Annotated in this window: 14 protein-coding genes; 2 read left to right on the top strand and 12 right to left on the bottom strand. The window is 72.9% G+C overall.

The window, feature by feature from the left end:
• Nucleotides 1–51: 51 nt before the first annotated feature.
• The 4 genes from IG88_RS44935 to IG88_RS0113845 form a co-directional block, all read right to left on the bottom strand.
• The gene (locus IG88_RS44935; RefSeq protein WP_267884655.1) at nt 52–177 is read right to left on the bottom strand and encodes a hypothetical protein; all 126 of its coding nucleotides are present in this window, start codon (nt 175–177) and stop codon (nt 52–54) included.
• Between the two features lie 325 nt (nt 178–502).
• On the bottom strand, nt 503–1,948 hold the full coding sequence (locus IG88_RS0113855; RefSeq protein WP_031039683.1) for an aldehyde dehydrogenase family protein: 1,446 nt from the start codon (nt 1,946–1,948) through the stop codon (nt 503–505).
• 446 nt (nt 1,949–2,394) lie between these two features.
• The gene (locus IG88_RS0113850; RefSeq protein WP_031039682.1) at nt 2,395–4,038 is read right to left on the bottom strand and encodes a PucR family transcriptional regulator; all 1,644 of its coding nucleotides are present in this window, start codon (nt 4,036–4,038) and stop codon (nt 2,395–2,397) included.
• 215 nt (nt 4,039–4,253) lie between these two features.
• Nucleotides 4,254–6,692 carry an ATP/GTP-binding protein gene (locus IG88_RS0113845; RefSeq protein WP_031039681.1) on the bottom strand — a complete coding sequence of 813 codons (2,439 nt, stop codon included), beginning with the start codon at nt 6,690–6,692 and terminating at the stop codon, nt 4,254–4,256.
• Between the two features lie 254 nt (nt 6,693–6,946).
• Between IG88_RS0113845 and gabT the strand changes: the two genes are divergently transcribed.
• Nucleotides 6,947–8,281 carry a 4-aminobutyrate--2-oxoglutarate transaminase gene (gabT, locus tag IG88_RS0113840; RefSeq protein WP_031039680.1) on the top strand — a complete coding sequence of 445 codons (1,335 nt, stop codon included), beginning with the start codon at nt 6,947–6,949 and terminating at the stop codon, nt 8,279–8,281.
• Between the two features lie 430 nt (nt 8,282–8,711).
• Here gabT and IG88_RS0113835 read toward each other — a convergent pair whose 3' ends face one another.
• Entirely contained in the window at nt 8,712–9,551 is an 840-nt protein-coding gene (locus IG88_RS0113835; RefSeq protein WP_234332140.1) for a tetratricopeptide repeat protein, read from the bottom strand.
• Between the two features lie 44 nt (nt 9,552–9,595).
• On the opposite strand from IG88_RS0113835, the gene IG88_RS0113830 reads away from it, so the two are divergent.
• Entirely contained in the window at nt 9,596–10,291 is a 696-nt protein-coding gene (locus IG88_RS0113830; RefSeq protein ID WP_051851893.1) for a phosphatase PAP2 family protein, read from the top strand.
• Here IG88_RS0113830 and IG88_RS0113825 read toward each other — a convergent pair.
• The 7 genes from IG88_RS0113825 to IG88_RS0113795 form a co-directional block, all read right to left on the bottom strand.
• Nucleotides 10,230–12,056 carry a chitinase gene (locus IG88_RS0113825; RefSeq protein WP_031039673.1) on the bottom strand — a complete coding sequence of 609 codons (1,827 nt, stop codon included), beginning with the start codon at nt 12,054–12,056 and terminating at the stop codon, nt 10,230–10,232. The two genes, IG88_RS0113830 and IG88_RS0113825, sit on opposite strands and share 62 nt — an antisense overlap.
• An 87-nt stretch (nt 12,057–12,143) precedes the next feature.
• Nucleotides 12,144–12,611, bottom strand: a complete 468-nt coding sequence (locus tag IG88_RS0113820; RefSeq protein ID WP_031039670.1) for a hypothetical protein — start codon at nt 12,609–12,611, stop codon at nt 12,144–12,146.
• A gap of 130 nt (nt 12,612–12,741) precedes the next feature.
• Complete coding sequence (locus tag IG88_RS0113815; protein WP_031039667.1) at nt 12,742–14,169, bottom strand: NAD(P)/FAD-dependent oxidoreductase; 1,428 nt, start codon at nt 14,167–14,169, stop codon at nt 12,742–12,744.
• 33 nt (nt 14,170–14,202) lie between these two features.
• Nucleotides 14,203–15,015, bottom strand: coding sequence for an ABC transporter permease (locus IG88_RS0113810; RefSeq protein WP_031039663.1), 813 nt, complete (start codon nt 15,013–15,015; stop codon nt 14,203–14,205).
• On the bottom strand, nt 15,016–15,945 hold the full coding sequence (locus tag IG88_RS0113805) for an ABC transporter permease (RefSeq protein WP_031039661.1): 930 nt from the start codon (nt 15,943–15,945) through the stop codon (nt 15,016–15,018).
• Complete coding sequence (locus tag IG88_RS0113800) at nt 15,945–17,138, bottom strand: ABC transporter ATP-binding protein (protein ID WP_031039658.1); 1,194 nt, start codon at nt 17,136–17,138, stop codon at nt 15,945–15,947. The genes IG88_RS0113805 and IG88_RS0113800 overlap by 1 nt, the downstream gene beginning before the upstream one ends.
• A gap of 5 nt (nt 17,139–17,143) precedes the next feature.
• Complete coding sequence (locus tag IG88_RS0113795; protein ID WP_031039655.1) at nt 17,144–18,391, bottom strand: ABC transporter substrate-binding protein; 1,248 nt, start codon at nt 18,389–18,391, stop codon at nt 17,144–17,146.
• Nucleotides 18,392–18,395: the final 4 nt, after the last annotated feature.

Below are 18,395 nucleotides of genomic sequence, written 5' to 3'. Positions count from 1 at the left end.
CGGTACCGGGCTCCCGACTCGCGGCCCGCCGGCACCGGCTCCGGGGCCCTGTCAGGAGTGCTTCACGATCTGGTGGTTGATGCGCCGACGCGTCTGCCTGCCGAGCCGCTGGGCCACGCCGGACAGCCGGCGCTCCAGTCCCTCGGCCTCCGGCTTGCCCCGCACCTCCTCGGCCATGAAGCGGCCGGACTTGTCGTCGAACGTGCGTGGTCCTGCCGGTCACCTGGTCGGAATGGGCCGCGATCGTGGGGTGGCCCATGCTCTCCAGGCCGCCGGACGGGCCGTCGGCGGTCAGCCCCGTACGTCGCCCCTGTCGTCGATCTCGTGGTCCTTGGTCTTCTTCGGCGGCACCGCCCGCCCGGCCGCGTGGTCGAGCTCTGCGCAGGAAACACACTGGACCCGGTGCGACCGGCGGCCGACATACGAACCCCCGGCCGCCGCCCGTTTCGTACGGCATGCCCGCGCAGTCATCCCGACGCCGGACGGGACCGGACGCCGGACGTCAGAGTGCCAGCCCCGTGAGGACCAGCACCCGCTCGTAGGTGTAGTCGTCCATCGCGAACCGCACGCCCTCGCGGCCGACGCCGGACTGCTTGGCGCCGCCGTACGGCATCTGGTCGGCGCGGTAGGAGGGGACGTCGCCGATCACGACGCCGCCGACCTCCAGGGCTCGGTGGGCACGGAAGGCGGCCTGGAGGTCGTGGGTGAACACGCCCGCCTGGAGGCCGTACTTGGAGTCGTTGACGGCGGCGAACGCCTCGGCCTCGCCGGTCACCTTCTGCACGCTGAGGACCGGGCCGAAGACCTCCTCGCGGGCGAGGGTGGTGTCGGCGGGCAGGTCGGTGAGGACGGTCGGGGCGTAGGCGGCTCCGTCGCGCTTGCCGCCGGTGAGGAGCTTCGCACCCGCTGCGACGGCCTCCTCGACCCAGGATTCCACGCGCTCGGCGGCGGCCTCGCTCACCAGCGGGCCGACGTCCGTCGCGTCGTCGTTCGGGTCGCCGGTGACCTGGGCCTCGACGGCGGCGACGATGCGGGGCAGCAGGCGGTCGTAGACGGCGGCGTCGGCGATGACGCGCTGCACGGAGATGCAGGACTGGCCGCCCTGGTAGTTGGAGAAGGTCGCGATGCGGGACGCGGCCCACGTCAGGTCCTCGTCGCTCGCCCAGTCCCCGAGGACGACCGCCGCGCCGTTGCCGCCCAGTTCGAGGGTGCAGTGCTTGCGGGGCACCGAGTCCATGATCGCGTAGCCGACGGTCTCCGAGCCGGTGAAGGAGATGACCGGGAGGCGCTCGTCCTGGACGAGGGCGGGCATGCGGTCGTTGGGCACCGGAAGGACGCTCCAGGAGCCGGCGGGCAGCTCGGTCTCGGCGAGGAGTTCACCGAGGACCAGGCCGGAGAGAGGGGTGGCGGGGGCGGGCTTCAGGATGATGGGGGCACCGGCCGCGATCGCGGGGGCGATCTTGTGGGCGCACAGGTTGAGGGGGAAGTTGAAGGGCGCGATACCGAGGACGACGCCCTTGGGGAAGCGGCGGGTGAGGGCGAGGCGGCCCTGGCCGCCGGCGTCCGTGTCCAGGCGCTGGGCCTCGCCGCCGTTGAAGCGGCGGGCCTCCTCCGCGGCGAAGCGGAACACCGAGACGGCGCGGCCGACCTCGCCGCGCGCCCACTTGACGGGCTTGCCGTTCTCGGCGGAGATCAGGCGGGCGATCTCCTCGGCGCGCTCCGTCAGGCGGCGGCCGACGTGGTCGAGGGCGGCGGCGCGGGTGTGGGCGGGGGTCGCGGCGAAGTCCTCGCGGACGGCGTACGCGGCGGCCACGGCCTCTTCGACCTGGGCGTCGGTGGGGACGCTCACCGTGCCGACGGTGGTGCCGTCCCAGGGGGAGGTGACGTCGAAGCCGGTCTCGCCGGTGGCCTGGCGGCCGGCGAGCCAGAAGGCGTGGGTGGAAGTCATTGTCGAGTCCCGGCCCTTCCGCGTTGGGGGTCGTGTGCTGGTGATTGCGCGTGCGCGTCCACGGTAGGGCGGGGCGGGGCGGGGGGTGTTTGTCCGGGGTGTAGTGGTGGGGGTGGCCTGTTCGACGCGGTGGCCACAAACGCCGGACGACCGCCCGGGGCAGCCGTGCCGGACGCAAGCGCCGGGCAACGCCGCCGGCCGACCGCGCCGGGCAACCGCCCCGGAAAGCCGCACCGGACAGCCACGCCAGACGACCACACCAGACAGCCGCACCCGGAACGACCACACCAGACAGCCACGCCAGACGACCGCACCCGGAACGACCGCGCCAGACAGCCCCACCGGACAGCCACGCCAGACGACCGCACCAGACAGCCGCACCCGGAACGACCACACCGGACAGCCGCGCCCTGTGCGGCCGCGCCGGACGGCCGTGCCCGGACGGGCTATTCGGGTGCCGTTGCCTTGAGGGCCAGCCACAGCTCCATGCGGACGTCCGGGTCGTCAAGGGAGCGGCCGAGGATCTCCTCCACGCGGCGCATCCGGTAGCGCAGGGTGTGGCGGTGGACGCCGAGGTCTGCGGCGGCGGCGTCCCACTGGCCGTGGCGGGAGAGCCAGGCGCGCAGGGAGGCCACCAGGTCGCCGCGGCCGGTGGCGTCGTGGTCGCGCAGCGCGCGCAGGAGACCGTCGGCGAAGGCGCGTACGGCGTCGTCCGCGAGGAGCGGCAGGACGGACCCGGCCGCCAGGTGCTCGTGCTCCACGCAGACCCGGCCGCGCCGGCGGGCCACCGAGAGGGCCTGTTCGGCCTGTGTGTAGGCGGCGGACGCGGCGATGGGCCCGGACGGTGCCGACAGGCCGACGACCAGGCTCTCCTCGTCGCCTCCCGCGAGGGGCTCGGAGGCCGGGCGGGCGGCTTCCAGGGCCGAGGCGTACTCGGCGCAGGCGGCGACGGCCGCACCCCCGTCGGTGGCCAGCATCACCAGGCGTTCGCCCTCGGGGACGACCAGCACCGCCTCGCCGGCGTGGGCCGCCGCGGATTCCACGGCCTCGGTGAGGGCGGCGAGGGCGTCACCGGCCACACCGCCCGGGTCGTCGGCCCGTGCTCCCGTGGAGGTGCGCGCCCTGGCCGCCGCCGACTCGGCGACGACGATCCGGAACGGCGCGTCCAGCAGACCGCCGTACAGGTCCCCGGCGACCGTGCGCGCGTGGTCGGGTTCGCCGGCCAGCAGCATGCGCAGGACGGCTGCGTCGATGCGCAGCGCGGCCTCGTGCAGGGAGCGAGAGCGTTCCGTGGTGAGGGTCAGCAGCGCGATGGCGGAGTGGACGGCGTACCGCTCGGCGGTGCCGGGGGCGGCGGCCGTGCCGACGGCGAGCGCGGAGCGGGGGCGGCGGGAGGTGCCCAGGGTGTGCAGCTCGACCCGGTCGGCGTTCTCGGGATGGTCGGGGCTCCCGGCCCCGGCGACCACCGAGGAGGCCGGCGCCGGGCGCTCGCGCAGCCGTTGCACGTCCGCGGTGAGCCGCGCGGCCCTGCGGCCCGCCCACTCCGGCGCGCTGGCGACGACGGCGCCCGAGGCGTCGTACAGCGCCGCCCAGCCGTCGACCTGCGCGGCGAGGGCGGCCAGCAGGCCCTCCGGGCCGTCGGTCAGGGTCCGCCGGGTCAGCTCGCGCTGGGCGGCGAAGCCCGCGGTGACCGCGCGGTACTGGTCCGCGGCGATCGCGGCGGACACGGCCTTGCTGATCGCGAGGAAGGGGGTGCGGCGCGGCACCTCCAGGAGCGGCAGTCCCTCCTCGCGGGCGGCTTCCACCAGGGCCCGGGGGATGTCGTCGTAGTTGACGCCGACGGCGAACCCGAGGCCCACCACTCCGGCCTCCACCAGCCGTTTCACGTACCGGCGCATCGCCTCGGGGTCCTCGGCGTCCAGCTTGAGGGCGGTGATGAGCAGGAGTTCGCCGCCCTCCATGTAGGGCACGGGGTCGGCGAGTTCGCTCACGTGGGCCCAGCGCACCGGCACGTCGAGGCGGTCCTCGCCGGCGCGCACGGCCAGCTTGAGCGCCGAGTGGTGGACGAGCGAGGCGAGCGTCGGGGGCATGGGTGCCTTGGCCTTCGGGTCTGCGTCAGAGGTGGGGCCGGGGGTGTGCGGCCGGTTGCGGGGGTCGGTGGGGAGTCGGTGGGCAGTCGCTGTGATCTTTTGGCCGCCGCGTATGAACGGCACGTGTCGATTCTGCCTCACTGTACGGTCCCGGGCCCCCGAATGCCCGGGGCCGGTGGCGTCCGAGCCCGGGGTTCCCCCAAGGCCCCGAGGGCTCACCCGCGCAGATTCACCAGCAGCGGCGGTGCGTGCTCCCCCTTGACGCTGGTCAGCGACAGCACGGCGTGCCCGGCCGGCACGGCATGCGCCAGTTCGGAGGCCGACCAGCGTTCCCGCTCGACCTGGCGGACGGTCACGGCGTCCGTCGTCACCGCCTTGCCCGTCACCAGCTTGCGCACGGCGTGGAAGAACCTCGTCATCGGCTGGTCGGCGAAGACCGTGTGCTTGGCGACCTCGGTCGTCTCCACCCACTCGGTGCCCCAGGACTGCGCGAACCGGCTGCCGTCCCAGGTGGAGACGCCGCAGAAGGCCATGCGGCAGCCCACGGCGCCGTACAGCGGACCGTGCAGCGCCTCCGGTACGTCGCCCACGGTCCGCAGGGCGAGCAGCACGCCCGCGTTCTGCGAGCGCAGTCGCTGGATGCGGCGCACGGACTGCGGCGTGACGGCGCCCGTCGCGTCGTCCAGGACCAGGCCGACGAAGTGCTCCCGGCGGCCCTCCCTGACGACCGCGTGGAACTGCGCGAGGATCAGCCGGGTGATCAGCCGGGAGGCCTCGTCGTGCCCGCGCTCGGGGACGTCGATCCGGACCCGCAGCGGATGGTGGGCGACCGCCCGCAGGGAGAACGGCCGGGCCTTCCCGCGGCCGCCGAAGAAGTCGGCGAACACCGGCCGGTTCAGCAGGGCCAGCCGGTCCGCCAGGGCCCGGCCCGCGTCGCCCGGGGCGCCGGTCTGCCGGACGCGGGCGTCGAGTTCGCGGCGCATGACGTCGTTCCCGCTCGCCGCGAGCGCCTCCCCCAGCCGCGACAGCGCGGACTCCTCGCCCTCCAGCAGCGCGTGCAGCTCCGGCAGGGAGGGGAAGCGTCCGTGCACCGCGCGGAAGGGGCCCAGCAACTGCGCCAGGGCCGTGACGGCGCCCTGGGCTCCGACCGTGTCGAGGTCGCCCACCAGGGCTTCGGCGAGGATCGCGGCCGCGTCGTCGGGATCGTCGGACTCGGCGTACGGGTCCAGGTCGTGCACCGAGGAGCGGTCACCGATGCGGACGATCACGTCGAACGCGTCGTCGTCGCACACGGGGGACCCCGGGGCGGACACGGCGACGACGGCGCAGGTCCCGGTGAGCGCCTGCAGCGCGAGCGCCTCGGTCACCGGCTCGACGAGGCCGCGGGTCTTGCCGGACCCGGGAGGGCCCACCGCCAGCAGCGAGGTGCCGAGCACCCCCGGGTCGAGGGCTGCCCCGGCGTCCCGGTAGGGCGGGGGGGTCTGCTCGACGGCCGCCCAGCGGCCGATGCGCACCTGCCCGGTCAGCAGGTCGTGGCGGGCGGTCCGGCGGCGCAGGTCCCGGGCACCCGACGGGTGGGCCCAGGCCGCACCGCCCCGGCGCAGCACGGTGTCACGGAACGTGTCCGGTGTGCCGCCGCGCAGGGCGGCGGAGAAGGCGTTCTCGACCCGGGCGCAGTCGACGTCGTTCACGCCGCCGCGGGCGACCTCGCCGGTGAGCAGGTCGGCGGCCTCGTGCTGTCCGGCGTCCCGCAGCGCGGGCCACTGCGAGCGGGGGCGGGCGGCCGGGGCGACGGCGGCGGGGACGGCCCGGCGGGCGGCGAGCAGGCCGCGCGCGTACGGCAGCCAGCCGCCGAGGCGGGCGAAGGGCCACAGCACGAGCAGGGTGACGACCGCGTACAGGGTGTCCGTGTACAGGCGGGACGCCATCAGGTCGTAGCCGTCGGAGACGAGCACCGTGAAGGAGAGGAGGGGGTCGACGACCGGCACCGGGGACCATCCGACGACCGGGAAGGCGTCGGGGAAGACGAAGCTCAGGACCAGGAGGGCGAGAAGGCCCGCGATCAGGGCGCGGGCGGGCTGGGGCCTGCGGGTCACGTAGTGGCTGACGACGGCGCGCCAGCTACCGAGCACGGCCACCAGCAGCACGAGCGCGGCGAAGGCGAGGCCCTCGTAGATCACCAGGGCCTCCGCCCCCGGGGCCGGCACGTTCCGCCCCTCGAACACCTTGGGCGAGGCGAGCGTGCCGCCCCACCACCAGTCGTCCGGCGTGAACAGGCGCAGGAGGGCGTACTGGTAGGAGGTGACCCCGCGCTGCCACAGCGACCAGACCAGCATCGCCAGGCCGAGCGGCACCAGCATGCCGACGACGGTCACGGGGGCGACCCGCTGCGGAGCCTCCTTGGGGGGCCGGTATCCGAACCGCCAGATCCCGGGACGGGCGGCCGGCCGCTCGGTGTCGAGCCAGGTGGCGACGGCGGACCCGGCCCGGGGGGTGTGCTCGGGCACGGCGGGCGCGCCCGGCACGCCGGCCGGCCGGGGCGGCACGGCGGGCGGTACCGGGGGCGGCGCGGGGGGCACCTCGGGAGGCCCCGCCGGGCGCGGTACCGGATTCGCATGCGTGCCCCGCGCGTCCCGCGTCCCGTCGCCGTCCATCGCCCTTGCCCCCTGACCAGCCGCTCCGTCCACCATCAGCGAGCCAATCTAACGCCCTCGCAAGGGGAGTTCACCGCTTACGCGGCCGGGCCCGTCCCGACGTGTCCCCGTGCCGCCGGTTCCGGCCACCTGTCCACGGCGGACAAGGGGCCGTCCGGACAACGCCCACATGGAGCATGCCCACCCCCCACCGCCGGTCCTAGCCTGCGAGAACAGAAGGCAAGCGTTCGTCCGCAAGATCCCCAGGAGCCCTCATGACCGCACTTCCGCAGGAGCGCCGCGTCGTCACCGCCATCCCCGGCCCGAAGTCGCAGGAGCTGCAGGCCCGCCGTACGGCCGTGGTCGCGCAGGGTGTGGGATCCACGCTGCCGGTCTTCGTGGCCCGGGCCGGCGGCGGCGTCATCGAGGACGTCGACGGCAACCGCCTGATCGACTTCGGTTCCGGCATCGCGGTGACCTCCGTCGGCGCCTCCGCCGAGGCCGTCGTGCGCAAGGCGTCCGCGCAGCTCGCCGACTTCACCCACACCTGCTTCATGGTCACGCCGTACGAGGGCTACGTCGCCGTCGCCGAGGCGCTGGCCGAGCTGACGCCGGGCGACCACGCGAAGAAGTCGGCGCTGTTCAACAGCGGCGCCGAGGCCGTGGAGAACGCGGTCAAGATCGCGCGGGCGTACACCGGGCGGCAGGCCGTGGTGGTCTTCGACCACGGGTACCACGGCCGGACGAACCTGACGATGGCGCTGACCGCGAAGAACATGCCGTACAAGCACGGCTTCGGCCCGTTCGCGCCGGAGGTGTACCGGGTGCCGGTCGCCTACGGCTACCGCTGGCCGACCGGCGCCGAGAACGCCGGTCCGGAGGCCGCCGCCCAGGCGATCGACCAGATCACCAAGCAGGTCGGCGCGGAGAACGTGGCCGCGATCGTCATCGAGCCGGTGCTCGGCGAGGGCGGCTTCATCGAGCCGGCCAAGGGCTTCCTGCCCGCGATCCGCTCGTTCGCCTCGGACCACGGCATCGTCTTCGTCGCGGACGAGATCCAGTCCGGCTTCTGCCGTACCGGCCAGTGGTTCGCCTGCGAGGACGAGGGCATCGTCCCGGACCTGATCACGACGGCCAAGGGCATCGCGGGCGGCCTCCCGCTGTCCGCCGTCACCGGCCGCGCCGAGATCATGGACGCCGCGCACTCCGGCGGCCTCGGCGGCACGTACGGCGGCAACCCGGTGGCCTGCGCGGGTGCGCTCGGCGCCATCGAGACGATGAGGGAGCTGGACCTCAACGCCCGGGCGCGGAACATCGAGGCGGTCATGAAGTCCCGCCTGTCCGCCATGGCGGAAAAGTTCGACGTGATCGGTGACATCCGGGGCCGCGGCGCGATGATCGCGATCGAGCTGGTCGAGGACCGCGCCACCAAGAAGCCGGCCCCCGAGGCCACCGCCGCGCTCGCCAAGGCCTGCCACCAGGCGGGCCTGCTGGTGCTGACCTGTGGCACCTACGGCAACGTGCTGCGCTTCCTGCCCCCGCTGGTGATCGGCGACGACCTGCTCGGCGAGGGTCTCGACATCATCGAGCAGGCCCTCGCCGGCATCTGAACGAGGGCGCGCCAGGACCGGGGCGAGCGTGTGCGCGAGGGATCGAACGCGCATCTGAGCTGCGCTTCGCACGCCTGGCGGGGCGACCGGCAGAGCGTGTGAAGAAGGTGTGCGGGGTGGATGGCAGGACGCCGATGAGCCTGTCCTGAGCCGACCCCCTGCCGTAGGTTCTACGCAGATGAGAGATGGACCCGCCCACAGGGGACTGTGGGCGGATCATCAGGACGGGGCCTCCCCAGCTTCGACCTGGTCGTGCCTCGCGCACACAACCGGAGCCCACGGGTTCCGGCTTCCTCACCGATCGGACGGTCGCCCGCCCCAAACCCCCCGGGGCGCGCGGCGTTCCGGTCAGGACGGCCGCCTCGGCACCCGGGACGGCGGTTCACCGAAGGGCCGGCACACTCCCCCCCCTTGTGCCGGCCCTTCGGTGTCACTCCCCCGGAACTCCTTCTCCGCCGGACCCCGTGCCCTGCCCGCCCCCGGTGACACGGGCGAGCAGGGCACGGGCCTCGGCGGTGCGCGGATGCGCCGGGTGCAGCATCTTTTCGCAGGCGGCCAGCGACCGCCGTACGGCGTCCTCCGCCTCGGCGCGGCGTCCCAGGGCGTACAGGGCCTCGGCGGCGACCAGGTCCAGGTACCCGGCGGCGTGGCGGGGCGGCCGCGGCAGGCTCCGGCCCAGCTCGGTCAGCGCCTCCTCGTGCCGGCCCTGCCCGGTCAGGCTGCGCGCCAGCGTGGTGTGCAGGACGGCGACGGCGGGTCCGCCGGCCCGGGGCAGGTTGCCGCGGGCCACGGCCTCCGCCTCCTCGTGGCGGGCCAGCCCGCACAGCACGGCGGCCAGGTGCCCCAGGGTGTTCAACTCCAGCGCCGACACCGGGGCGCGGTGGGCGATGCGGGTCAGCTCGCCGAGGACCGCGAGCGCCTCGGTCTCCGCCTCGGCGTGGCGCCGCAGCCCGGACAGGGCCGCCACACGGTTGCTGCGGGCGGTCAGCCGCAGCATCTGCGAGTTGAGGCCGACCGGCTCCAGCTCCGCGATCAGCGCGTCCAGTTCGTCCAGTGCCTCGGCCGTCCGGCCGTGCATGACGGCCGTTCCGGTGGCGAGCACCCGGGCCTCCCAGTGCGGCGGACGCCTGCGCCAGGGGCGTCGCGGGAGGGCGGCCAGGGCCCGCGCCTCGGCCTCGACCTCCTCGTACCGGCCCTCCCGGGTCATGGTCCGCAGCCGGGAGAAGACCTCTCCCCACTGGCTGTCCCGTGCCGTTCGTATGGTCGTCACGGGCGGTGAGACTACGCGACGGCCGGCCTGCGAAGCTGGGCCGCATGCCGGTTTCCGCCCGCCCCCGCCCCCGCGTCCTGCCCGCCCTCGTCGGGCTCTGTGTGCTCCTCTTCGCCCTGGTCACCTGGCAGGTCGTCGCCGACGGCCCGCTGGCCGGGGCGGACGAGCGGCTGAGCGGGGTGCTCGTCCACCCGGACCGGGCCTCCGAGCTGCTGTCCGACCTGGGCAACGTGCAGGTGGCGGTGCCGGTCCTCGCCGCGGCGCTGGTGTGGGCGGCGTGGCGCGGGCGTGCGGCGGGCGTGGTCCGCTGGTGGCTGCCGCCGCTCGCCGGGGCGCTGGCGATGGTCCTGGTGCCGGTGCTGGTCGCCCCGCTCAAGGCGTGGACCGACCGCCCCGGCACCCCGGCCGTGCCGCCCGCCGTCGGTTACTACCCCTCGGGCCACACCGCCACGGCCCTCGTCGCGTACGGCGCCGCGACGCTGGTGCTGCTCCCGCTCCTGCGCCCGCACGCCGCGCGCCGGACGCTGGTCGTGCTCTGCGCCGCGCTGGTACTGGGCACCTCCTACGGCCTGGTGCGCCGGGGATACCACTGGCCGCTGGACGTGGTGGCCAGTTGGTGCCTGGGGACGGTGCTGCTGGCCGGGGTCCGGTCGGCGGTCCGCCGGACCCCGCCGGGCGTCAGCCGAAGTACGCGTCGAAGTTCTTCTGGAACTCCCAGTTCGCGTACCGGTCCCAGTTGATCGACCACGTCATCAGGCCGCGCAGGGCGGGCCAGGTGCCGTGGGTGGCGTACGAGCCGCAGTCGGTCTTCTTCGTCAGGCAGTTCAGGGTCTTGGTCACCTCGGCCGGGGAGACGTGGCCGTTGCCCGCCTGGGTGGAGGCCGGCATGCCGATCGCGACCTGGTCCGGGCGCAGCGGCGGGAAGACGTTGCCGGCGTCGCCCGCGACCGGGAAGCCGGTGAGCAGCATGTCGGTCATGGCGATGTGGAAGTCGGCGCCGCCCATGGAGTGGTACTGGTTGTCGAGGCCCATGATCGGGCCGGAGTTGTAGTCCTGGACGTGCAGCAGGGTCAGGTCGTCGCGCAGGGCGTGGATGACCGGCAGGTAGGCGCCCGCCCTCGGGTCCTGGCCGCCCCACTTGCCGGTGCCGTAGTACTGGTAGCCGAGCTGGACGAAGAAGGTCTCGGGCGCCATGGTCAGCACGAAGTCCGCGCCGTACTTGGCCTTGAGCGCCTTCACGGCGGAGATGAGGTTGACGACGACGGGGGTCTTCGGGTTCTTGAAGTCGGTGTCGTCGGCGTTCAGGGAGAGGGAGTGGCCCTCGAAGTCGATGTCGAGGCCGTCCAGGCCGTACTCGTCGATGATCGCGGAGACGGAGGAGACGAACTTGTCGCGGGCGGCGGCGGTGGTGAGCTGCACCTGGCCGTTCTGGCCGCCGATGGAGATCAGCACCTTCTTGCCGGCCGCCTGCTTGGCCTTGATCGCGGCCTTGAACTCGGCGTCGCTCTCCACGTTCGGGCACTCGGTGACCGGGCACCGCTCGAAGCGGATGTCGCCGGAGGTGACCGAGGTGGGCTCGCCGAAGGCCAGGTCGATGACGTCCCAGCTGTCGGGCACGTCGGCCATGCGGGTGTAGCCGGAGCCGTTGGCGAAGCTGGCGTGGAGGTAGCCGACCAGGGCGTGGGCCGGGAGGCCGCCGGAGGAGCCGCCGCCGTCGTCCGGGCGCTGGGCGGTGGTCGCGGTGACCGTGGCGGAACGCGCCGACTCGCCCGCGTCGTTGAGGGCGGTGACCTGGAAGGAGTACGCCGTCGAGGGGGTCAGGCCGGTCACGGTGGTCGAGGTGCCGGTGACCGTGCCGGTCCTGGCGCCGTCGCGGTAGACGGCGTAGCCCGTCGCGCCCGGCACCGGTGACCAGGACAGGGCGACGCTGGAGGAGGTCACCGAGCCGGTCTTCAGGCCGCCGGGGACGGCCGGGGGCTGCCCCGTCTCGCCGCCCGGGCCGGTGAGGGAGATGTCGTCGGCGTGGTAGGCACCCGTGCCGTACCAGCCGTGGGTGTAGATGGTGACCTTGGTGGTCGACGGGCCGGTGCGGAAGGTGGTCGTCAGCCGCTGCCAGTCGGGGGCGGACTGGGCCCAGGTGGAGACGTCGGTGGTGCCGGTGCCGCTCGCGCCGAGGTAGACGTAGGTGCCCTGGACGTAGCCGGAGAGCGTGTACTGGGAGTCCGGCTTCACGGACACCGTCTGCGCGCAGCGGGCGTTGTCGGCCCCGGCCGGGGTGGCCTTCAGGGCCGCCGTGCCGCCGTGCACGGGCGAGGTCACGGTGGTGCCCGCCGTACAGGTCCAGCCGTCGAGCGCGGACTCGAAGCCGCCGTTGCGGGCGAGGTCCGCGTCGGCCGCACGGGCGGCCGACGTGAGCGCGGTCAGGCCGGACGCGGCGAGGGCCGCGGCCGTGAGCAGTGTGACGAGGCGGCGACGGGTGAGAGGTCTGGCGCTGGCGCGTTCCACAAGTGCCTCCGGACATGGGGGAGATGGGGAGGGTGGAGCGCGCCCAATTTGGTCCAGACCAATTCCGTTGTCAACCCCTCGCGCACCTCACTCCCGCCACCTCTCCCCCTCCTCCACCGCGAGGGCCGCCGCCGCCTCGTGCATCGCCAGCTCCAGCAGCGCGGGATCGGTGAGGGTGCCGCTGCCGTCCGGCGGAATCAGCCAGCGGGTGCCGCCGGCCGGCGGTCCGCCGGGGAACGGCACCACGATCCAGGTGCCGGGCCCGGCCGTCCGGACGCCGGTGCCGACCCAGCGGGCCGCGGTGCCGGCGGGAACGAAGAAGCCCGTGCGCGCGTCACCGAAGTCGGCGAGCACCGGGCCGGGCTGATCCAGCACACGGGAGAGCACGTCCAGGGTCGGATAGCCCAGCCTGGACGGCAGGATGAGCACGTCCCAGGCCTTGCCCGCGGGCAGCAGCGCGACACCCGAGGGGTCGCGCTCCCAGTCCCGGCGGCAGGACTCGGGGTCCGGCGCGACGGATGCCAGCCACGCGACCGCCGTCTTCGCACCAGGCATGTGAAACCTCCCTTTCACTCCTCGACGCGGGGTGCGTCATGAGGGAGAGGGAGGTCTCCCGGCGGCATTACGCGGGTTGCCGCAACCCGTTGGAGTGAACCGGCTCACACGCCCGCCCGCCGGCCCCGGCTCAACTGTCGAAGCCGAGCCCCAGCCGGTCCATCGTCCGCAGCCACAGGTTGCGCCGGCCGTCCCGGGCGTCCGCGCGGGCCAGCGACCACTTGGTGAGGGCGATGCCGGTCCAGGCGAAGGGCTCGGGCGGGAAGGGCAGCGGCTTGCTGCGCACCATCTCCAGCTCGGTCCGTTCGGTGCGCTCCCCCGCCAGCAGGTCGAGCATCACCTCGGCGCCGAACCGGGTGGCACCCACGCCGAGGCCCGTGTACCCGGCCGCGTAGGCCACCCTGCCCCGGTGGGCGGTGCCGAAGAACGCCGAGAAGCGCGAGCAGGTGTCGATGGCGCCGCCCCAGGCGTGGGTGAAGCGGACGCCCTCTAGCTGCGGGAAGCAGGTGAAGAAGTGCCCGGCGAGCTTGGCGTAGGTCTCGGGACGGTGGTCGTACTCGGCGCGCACCCGGCCGCCGTAGGGGTAGACCGCGTCGTAACCGCCCCAGAGGATCCGGTTGTCGCGGGAGAGGCGGAAGTAGTGGAACTGGTTGGCGCTGTCGCCGAGGCCCTGCCGGTTGCGCCAGCCGACCCGGGCGAGCTGCGCGTCGGAGAGCGGCTCGGTCATCAGGGCGTAGTCGTAGACGGGGACGGTGTAGCTGCGCACCCGCCGGACCAGGCTGGGGAAGACGTTGGTGCCGAGCGCGACCGTGCGGGCGCGGACCCCGCCGTAGGGGGTGCGCACGGCCATGCCGGCGCCGTACGGCCGGAGGGTGAGCGCGGGGGTGTGCTCGTAGAGGCGGACGCCGAGCGCGAGGCAGGCGAGCTTGAGGCCCCGGGCCAGCTTGGCGGGGTCGACCATCGCCACGCCCCGCCGGTCCCACAGGCCGGCCCGGAAGGTGGGCGAGTCGACCTGTTCCCGCACCGCGTCGGCGTCCAGGTACTCGATGCCCCCGGCGAGGCCCTCGGCAAGGATCCGGCGGTACCAGTCCTCCAGTTCCCGGGCCTGGTAGGGCTCGGTGGCCACGTCGATCTCGCCGGTGCGCTCGAAGTCGCAGTCGATCCCGTGCCGGGCGACCGCCTCCTCGATCGCGTCGAGGTTGCGGGCGCCCAGCTCCTCCAGCCTGTGGATCTCGTGCGGCCAGCGGGCGAGGCCGTTGGACAGCCCGTGGGTGAGGGAGGCGGCGCAGAATCCGCCGTTGCGGCCGGAGGCGGCCCAGCCCACCTCGCGGCCCTCGACCAGCACCACGTCCCGGTCCGGCTCGCGCTCCTTGGCGATCAGCGCGGTCCACAGTCCGCTGTAGCCCCCGCCGACCACCAGCAGGTCGCAGGTCTCGGCACCGGTGAGGGCGGCCTCGGCGCGGGGGCGGCCGGGGTCGTCCAGCCAGTACGGGACCGGCTGGGCGTCGGAGAGGGATTTCGTCCAGTCGTTGCTGCGGCTCATGGCTCCAGGGGCCATGATTTCAACTCCCTACGAATACTGCGGACGCGCTCATGCCTTGCGGCGGTTGCGGCGGTTGCCGACGGCCATGGAGGCCAGGACGAACAGTACGGCGACGACGAACATGGCCGTACCGACGACATTGATCTGAACGGGCGTTCCGCGCTGGGCCGAGCCCCACACGAACATGGGGAAGGTGACGGTGGAGCCCGCGTTGAAATTGGTGATGATGAAATCGTCGAAGGACAGCGCGAAGGCGAGCAGCGCGCCGGCCGCGATGCCGGGGGCGGCGATGGGCAGGGTGACCCGGACGAAGGTCTGGAAGGGACCGGCGTACAGGTCCTGCGCCGCCTGCTCCAGGCGCGGGTCCATCGACATCACGCGCGCCTTGACGGCCGTCACGACGAAGCTCAGGCAGAACATGATGTGGGCGATCAGGATGGTCCAGAAGCCGAGCTGAGCACCCATGTTGAGAAACAGGGTGAGCAGCGAGGCGGCCATCACGACCTCGGGCATCGCCATCGGCAGGAAGATCAGCGAGTTGATCGCACCCCGCGCGCGGAAGCGGTAGCGGACCAGCGCGAAGGCGATCGCGGTGCCGAGCGCGGTGGCGCCGAGGGTGGCCCACAGGGCGATCTGGAGGCTGAGCGAGAGCGAGCCGCACAGCCCGGCGACGCCGCACGGGTCCTTCCAGGCGTCCGTGGAGAACTGCTGCCACGTGTAATTGAAGCGTCCGTTCGGTTTGTTGAACGAGAAGACCGTGACGACGACGTTGGGCAGCAGGAGATAGGCGAGGGTCAGCAGGCCCGCGATGACGACCAGATGGCGTTTGAGCCAGTTCTTGAGAGAGGTGACGAAGGCCATTTAAACCAGGTCCTCCGTTCCGGACTTGCGGATGTAGAAGGTGACCATCGCGAGGATCGCGGCCATGAGGATGAACGAGAGCGCGGCGGCCGTCGGATAGTCCAGGACCCTGAGGAACTGCGACTGGATCACGTTGCCGATCATGCCGGTGTCCGCCGACCCCAGCAGGGAGGCGTTGACGTAGTCGCCGGTGGCCGGGATGAAGGTCAGCAGGGTGCCGGAGACGACGCCCGGCATCGACAGCGGGAAGGTGACCTTGCGGAAGACGGTGGACGGCTTCGCGTACAGGTCACCGGCCGCCTCGTGCAGCCGGCCGTCGATGCGCTCCAGGGAGGTGTACAGCGGCAGGATCATGAACGGCAGGAAGTTGTACGTCAGGCCGCACACCACCGCGAGCGGGGTCGCCAGCACGCGGTCGCCGGAGGTCCAGCCGAGCCAACTGGTCACGTCCAGGACGTGCAGCGTGTTCAGGGCGCCGACGACCGGGCCGCCGTCCGCGAGGATCGTCTTCCAGGCCAGGGTGCGGATCAGGAAGCTGGTGAAGAACGGCGCGATCACCAGGATCATGATCAGGTTGCGCCAGCGTCCCGCGCGGAAGGCGATGAGGTAGGCGAGCGGATAGCCGAGCAGCAGGCACAGCACGGTCGCCGAGGCGGCGTAGGCGACCGAGCGCAGGAACTGCGGCCAGTACGCGGACAGCGCGTCCCAGTAGGTGGCGAAGTGCCAGGTGACCTTGTAGCCCTCCTCCAGCGAGCCGGTCTGCACGGAGGTGGAGGCCTGGTAGACCATCGGCGCCACGAAGAAGACGACCAGCCACAGGATGCCGGGCAGCAGCAGCCAGTACGGCGTCCGGCGGCCGCGCTTGCGCGGGGGCTTCTGCTCGGGCGCGGCCGGGGCCAGGGGCGGCGGCGCCTCGGTGAGGGTGGACATCAGGCGGCCTCGCCCTCGGCCGCACCGGCGTCGCCCGCCGTCCCCGCGAGCACGGACTGGGCGGCGTCGAGGCCGAAGGTGTGCGCCGGGTTCCAGTGCAGGACGACCTCGGCGCCGGGCACGAGGCGGGGGTCGCGGTCGATGTTCTGGGCGTAGACCTCGAACTCCGGGCAGGCTGCGCAGTCGACGACGTACTGGGTGGACACGCCGATGAAACTGGTGCTGCTGATCGTGCCGGTGACGCGGTTGCGCCCCTCGGGCACGGAGCCCGCGTCGTCCGCGTGGGTGAGGCCGATCTTCTCGGGGCGGACCCCGACCAGGATCTTGCCGCCCGCCTTCGCGGGCGCGGAACACCGGGCGCCGGGCAGCACCAGCTTGTCGCCGGCCGCCCTCACGACGACGTCGTCGCCGCTGCGGGTGTCGACCTCGGCCTCGACGAGGTTGGAGGTGCCGAGGAAGTTGGCGACGAAGGTGGTGCGCGGGTTCTCGTACAGGTCGGCGGGGGCGCCCAGTTGCTCGACGCGGCCCGCGTTCATCACGGCGACCCGGTCGGCCATCGTCATGGCCTCCTCCTGGTCGTGGGTGACGTGCACGAAGGTGATGCCGACCTCGGTCTGGATGCGCTTGAGCTCAAGCTGCATCTGGCGGCGCAGCTTGAGGTCGAGGGCGCCGAGGGGCTCGTCGAGGAGCAGCACCCTGGGGTGGTTGATCAGGGCGCGGGCGACGGCGACGCGCTGCTGCTGGCCGCCGGAGAGCTGGTGGGGCTTCTTGCGCGCCTGCTCGCCGAGCTGCACCAGGTCGAGCATCTCCCCGACCTGCTTCTTCACGCTCTTGATGCCGCGCCGGCGCAGGCCGAAGGCGACGTTCTCGTAGATGTCGAGGTGCGGGAAGAGCGCGTAGGACTGGAAGACGGTGTTGACCGGCCGTTTGTAGGGCGGCAGCGCGGTCACGTCCTGGTCGCCGAGGTGGACGGTGCCCGCGGTGGGCTCCTCCAGCCCGGCGATCATGCGCAGGGTGGTGGTCTTGCCGCAGCCGGAGGCGCCGAGCAGGGCGAAGAAGGAGCCCTGGGGCACGGTCAGGTCGAGCGGGTGCACGGCGGTGAAGGAGCCGTAGGTCTTGCTGATGCCGGCGAGGCGGACGTCGCCGCCGCCCTCCGTCGCGGCCGTCTGGTTCTTCGTCGTGTTGGTCGTCATCGTCGTCACGCCCCGGTGAGCTTCGCGAACTTCTCTTCGTATGCCGTCTCTTCCTTCGAACTCAGGGAGCGGAAGGAGTGCGACTTGGCCTGCATGGCCTTGTCGGGAATGATCAGCGGGTTGTTCGCCGCGTCCTCGTCGATCTTCGCCAGGTCGTCCTTCACGCCGTCGACCGGGCAGACGAAGTTGATGTAGGCGGCGAGTTGAGCGGCCGGGCCCGGCTCGTAGTAGTAGTCGATGAGCCGTTCGGCGTTCGTCTTGTGCCGTGCCTTGTTGGGGATCAGCAGGTTGTCGCTGGAGGTGACGTAGCCGCTGTCCGGGATGACGAAGCCGACGTCCGGGTTGTCGGCCCTGAGCTGGACCACGTCACCGGCCCAGGCCAGACAGGCCGCGAGGTCGCCCTTGCTGAGGTCGGACGTGTAGTCGTTGCCGGTGAAGCGGCGTATCTGGCCGCGGTCGACGCCCTTCTGGAGCCGGTCGATCCCCGCGTCGTAGTCGTCGTCGCCGAAGCGGGCCGGGTCCTTGCCCATGTCGAGCAGCATCATGCCCATGGTGTCGCGCATCTCGGTGAGGAACCCGACCCGCCCCTTGAGCTTCGGGTTGTCGAGCAGGTCGGAGACCGTCCTGACCTCGATGCCGTCCAGGGCCTTCTTGTTGTAGGCGATGACGGCGGAGATGCCCTGCCAGGGGTAGGAGTAGGCGCGGCCCGGGTCCCAGTCCGGGCTGCGGAACTGGGGCGAGAGGTTGGCGAAGGCGTGCGGCAGGTTGGCCGGGTCCAGTTTCTGGACCCAGCCGAGGCGGATCAGGCGGGCGGCCAGCCAGTCGGTGAGGACGATGATGTCCCGCCCGGTCTCCTGGCCGGCGGCGAGCTGCGGCTGGATCTTGCCGAAGAACTCGCTGTTGTCGTTGATGTCCTCGGTGTAGGTGACCTTGACGCCGGTGCGCCGGGTGAACGCCTCCAGCGTGGGGTGCCGCCTGCCGCTCTCGTCGACGTCCATGTACTCGGTCCAGTTGGAGAAGCGGACCTGCTTCTCCTCCTGGGAGCGGTCCTCGGCCGAGACGCCGCCCTCGGTCCTGCCGGCCGCCGGGATGCCGCAGCCGCTCAGCAGGCCGAGGCCGCCGGCCGCGAGCGCGGCGCCCGTGGAGGCGCGCAGCAGCGAACGGCGGGTGAGGGCGGCCCTGCCGCTTCTCAGTGAGCGCCGCACGGCGGCCACTTGGGCCGGGGACAGGCGGTCGGGCTCGTACTGCTCCATGCGC

It is taken from the genome of Streptomyces sp. NRRL F-5650 (genome assembly GCF_000721365.1).
In the GTDB taxonomy this organism is placed as follows: Bacteria; Actinomycetota; Actinomycetes; order Streptomycetales; family Streptomycetaceae; genus Streptomyces; species Streptomyces ardesiacus.
This window is presented reverse-complemented; position numbering and strand designations above follow the sequence as displayed.

What these genes read in the sequence shown, in the direction of transcription:
- IG88_RS0113820 (WP_031039670.1), bottom strand. Translation starts at nt 12,611, where the DNA reads ATGCCTGGTGCGAAGACGGCGGTCGCGTGGCTGGCATCCGTCGCGCCG.
- IG88_RS0113855 (WP_031039683.1), bottom strand. Translation starts at nt 1,948, where the DNA reads ATGACTTCCACCCACGCCTTCTGGCTCGCCGGCCGCCAGGCCACCGGC.
- IG88_RS0113845 (WP_031039681.1), bottom strand. Translation starts at nt 6,692, where the DNA reads ATGGACGGCGACGGGACGCGGGACGCGCGGGGCACGCATGCGAATCCG.
- IG88_RS0113850 (WP_031039682.1), bottom strand. Translation starts at nt 4,038, where the DNA reads ATGCCCCCGACGCTCGCCTCGCTCGTCCACCACTCGGCGCTCAAGCTG.
- IG88_RS0113800 (WP_031039658.1), bottom strand. Translation starts at nt 17,138, where the DNA reads ATGACGACCAACACGACGAAGAACCAGACGGCCGCGACGGAGGGCGGC.
- IG88_RS0113815 (WP_031039667.1), bottom strand. Translation starts at nt 14,169, where the DNA reads ATGGCCCCTGGAGCCATGAGCCGCAGCAACGACTGGACGAAATCCCTC.
- IG88_RS0113805 (WP_031039661.1), bottom strand. Translation starts at nt 15,945, where the DNA reads ATGTCCACCCTCACCGAGGCGCCGCCGCCCCTGGCCCCGGCCGCGCCC.
- IG88_RS0113810 (WP_031039663.1), bottom strand. Translation starts at nt 15,015, where the DNA reads ATGGCCTTCGTCACCTCTCTCAAGAACTGGCTCAAACGCCATCTGGTC.
- gabT (WP_031039680.1), top strand. Translation starts at nt 6,947, where the DNA reads ATGACCGCACTTCCGCAGGAGCGCCGCGTCGTCACCGCCATCCCCGGC.
- IG88_RS44935 (WP_267884655.1), bottom strand. Translation starts at nt 177, where the DNA reads ATGGCCGAGGAGGTGCGGGGCAAGCCGGAGGCCGAGGGACTGGAGCGC.
- IG88_RS0113830 (WP_051851893.1), top strand. Translation starts at nt 9,596, where the DNA reads ATGCCGGTTTCCGCCCGCCCCCGCCCCCGCGTCCTGCCCGCCCTCGTC.
- IG88_RS0113795 (WP_031039655.1), bottom strand. Translation starts at nt 18,391, where the DNA reads ATGGAGCAGTACGAGCCCGACCGCCTGTCCCCGGCCCAAGTGGCCGCC.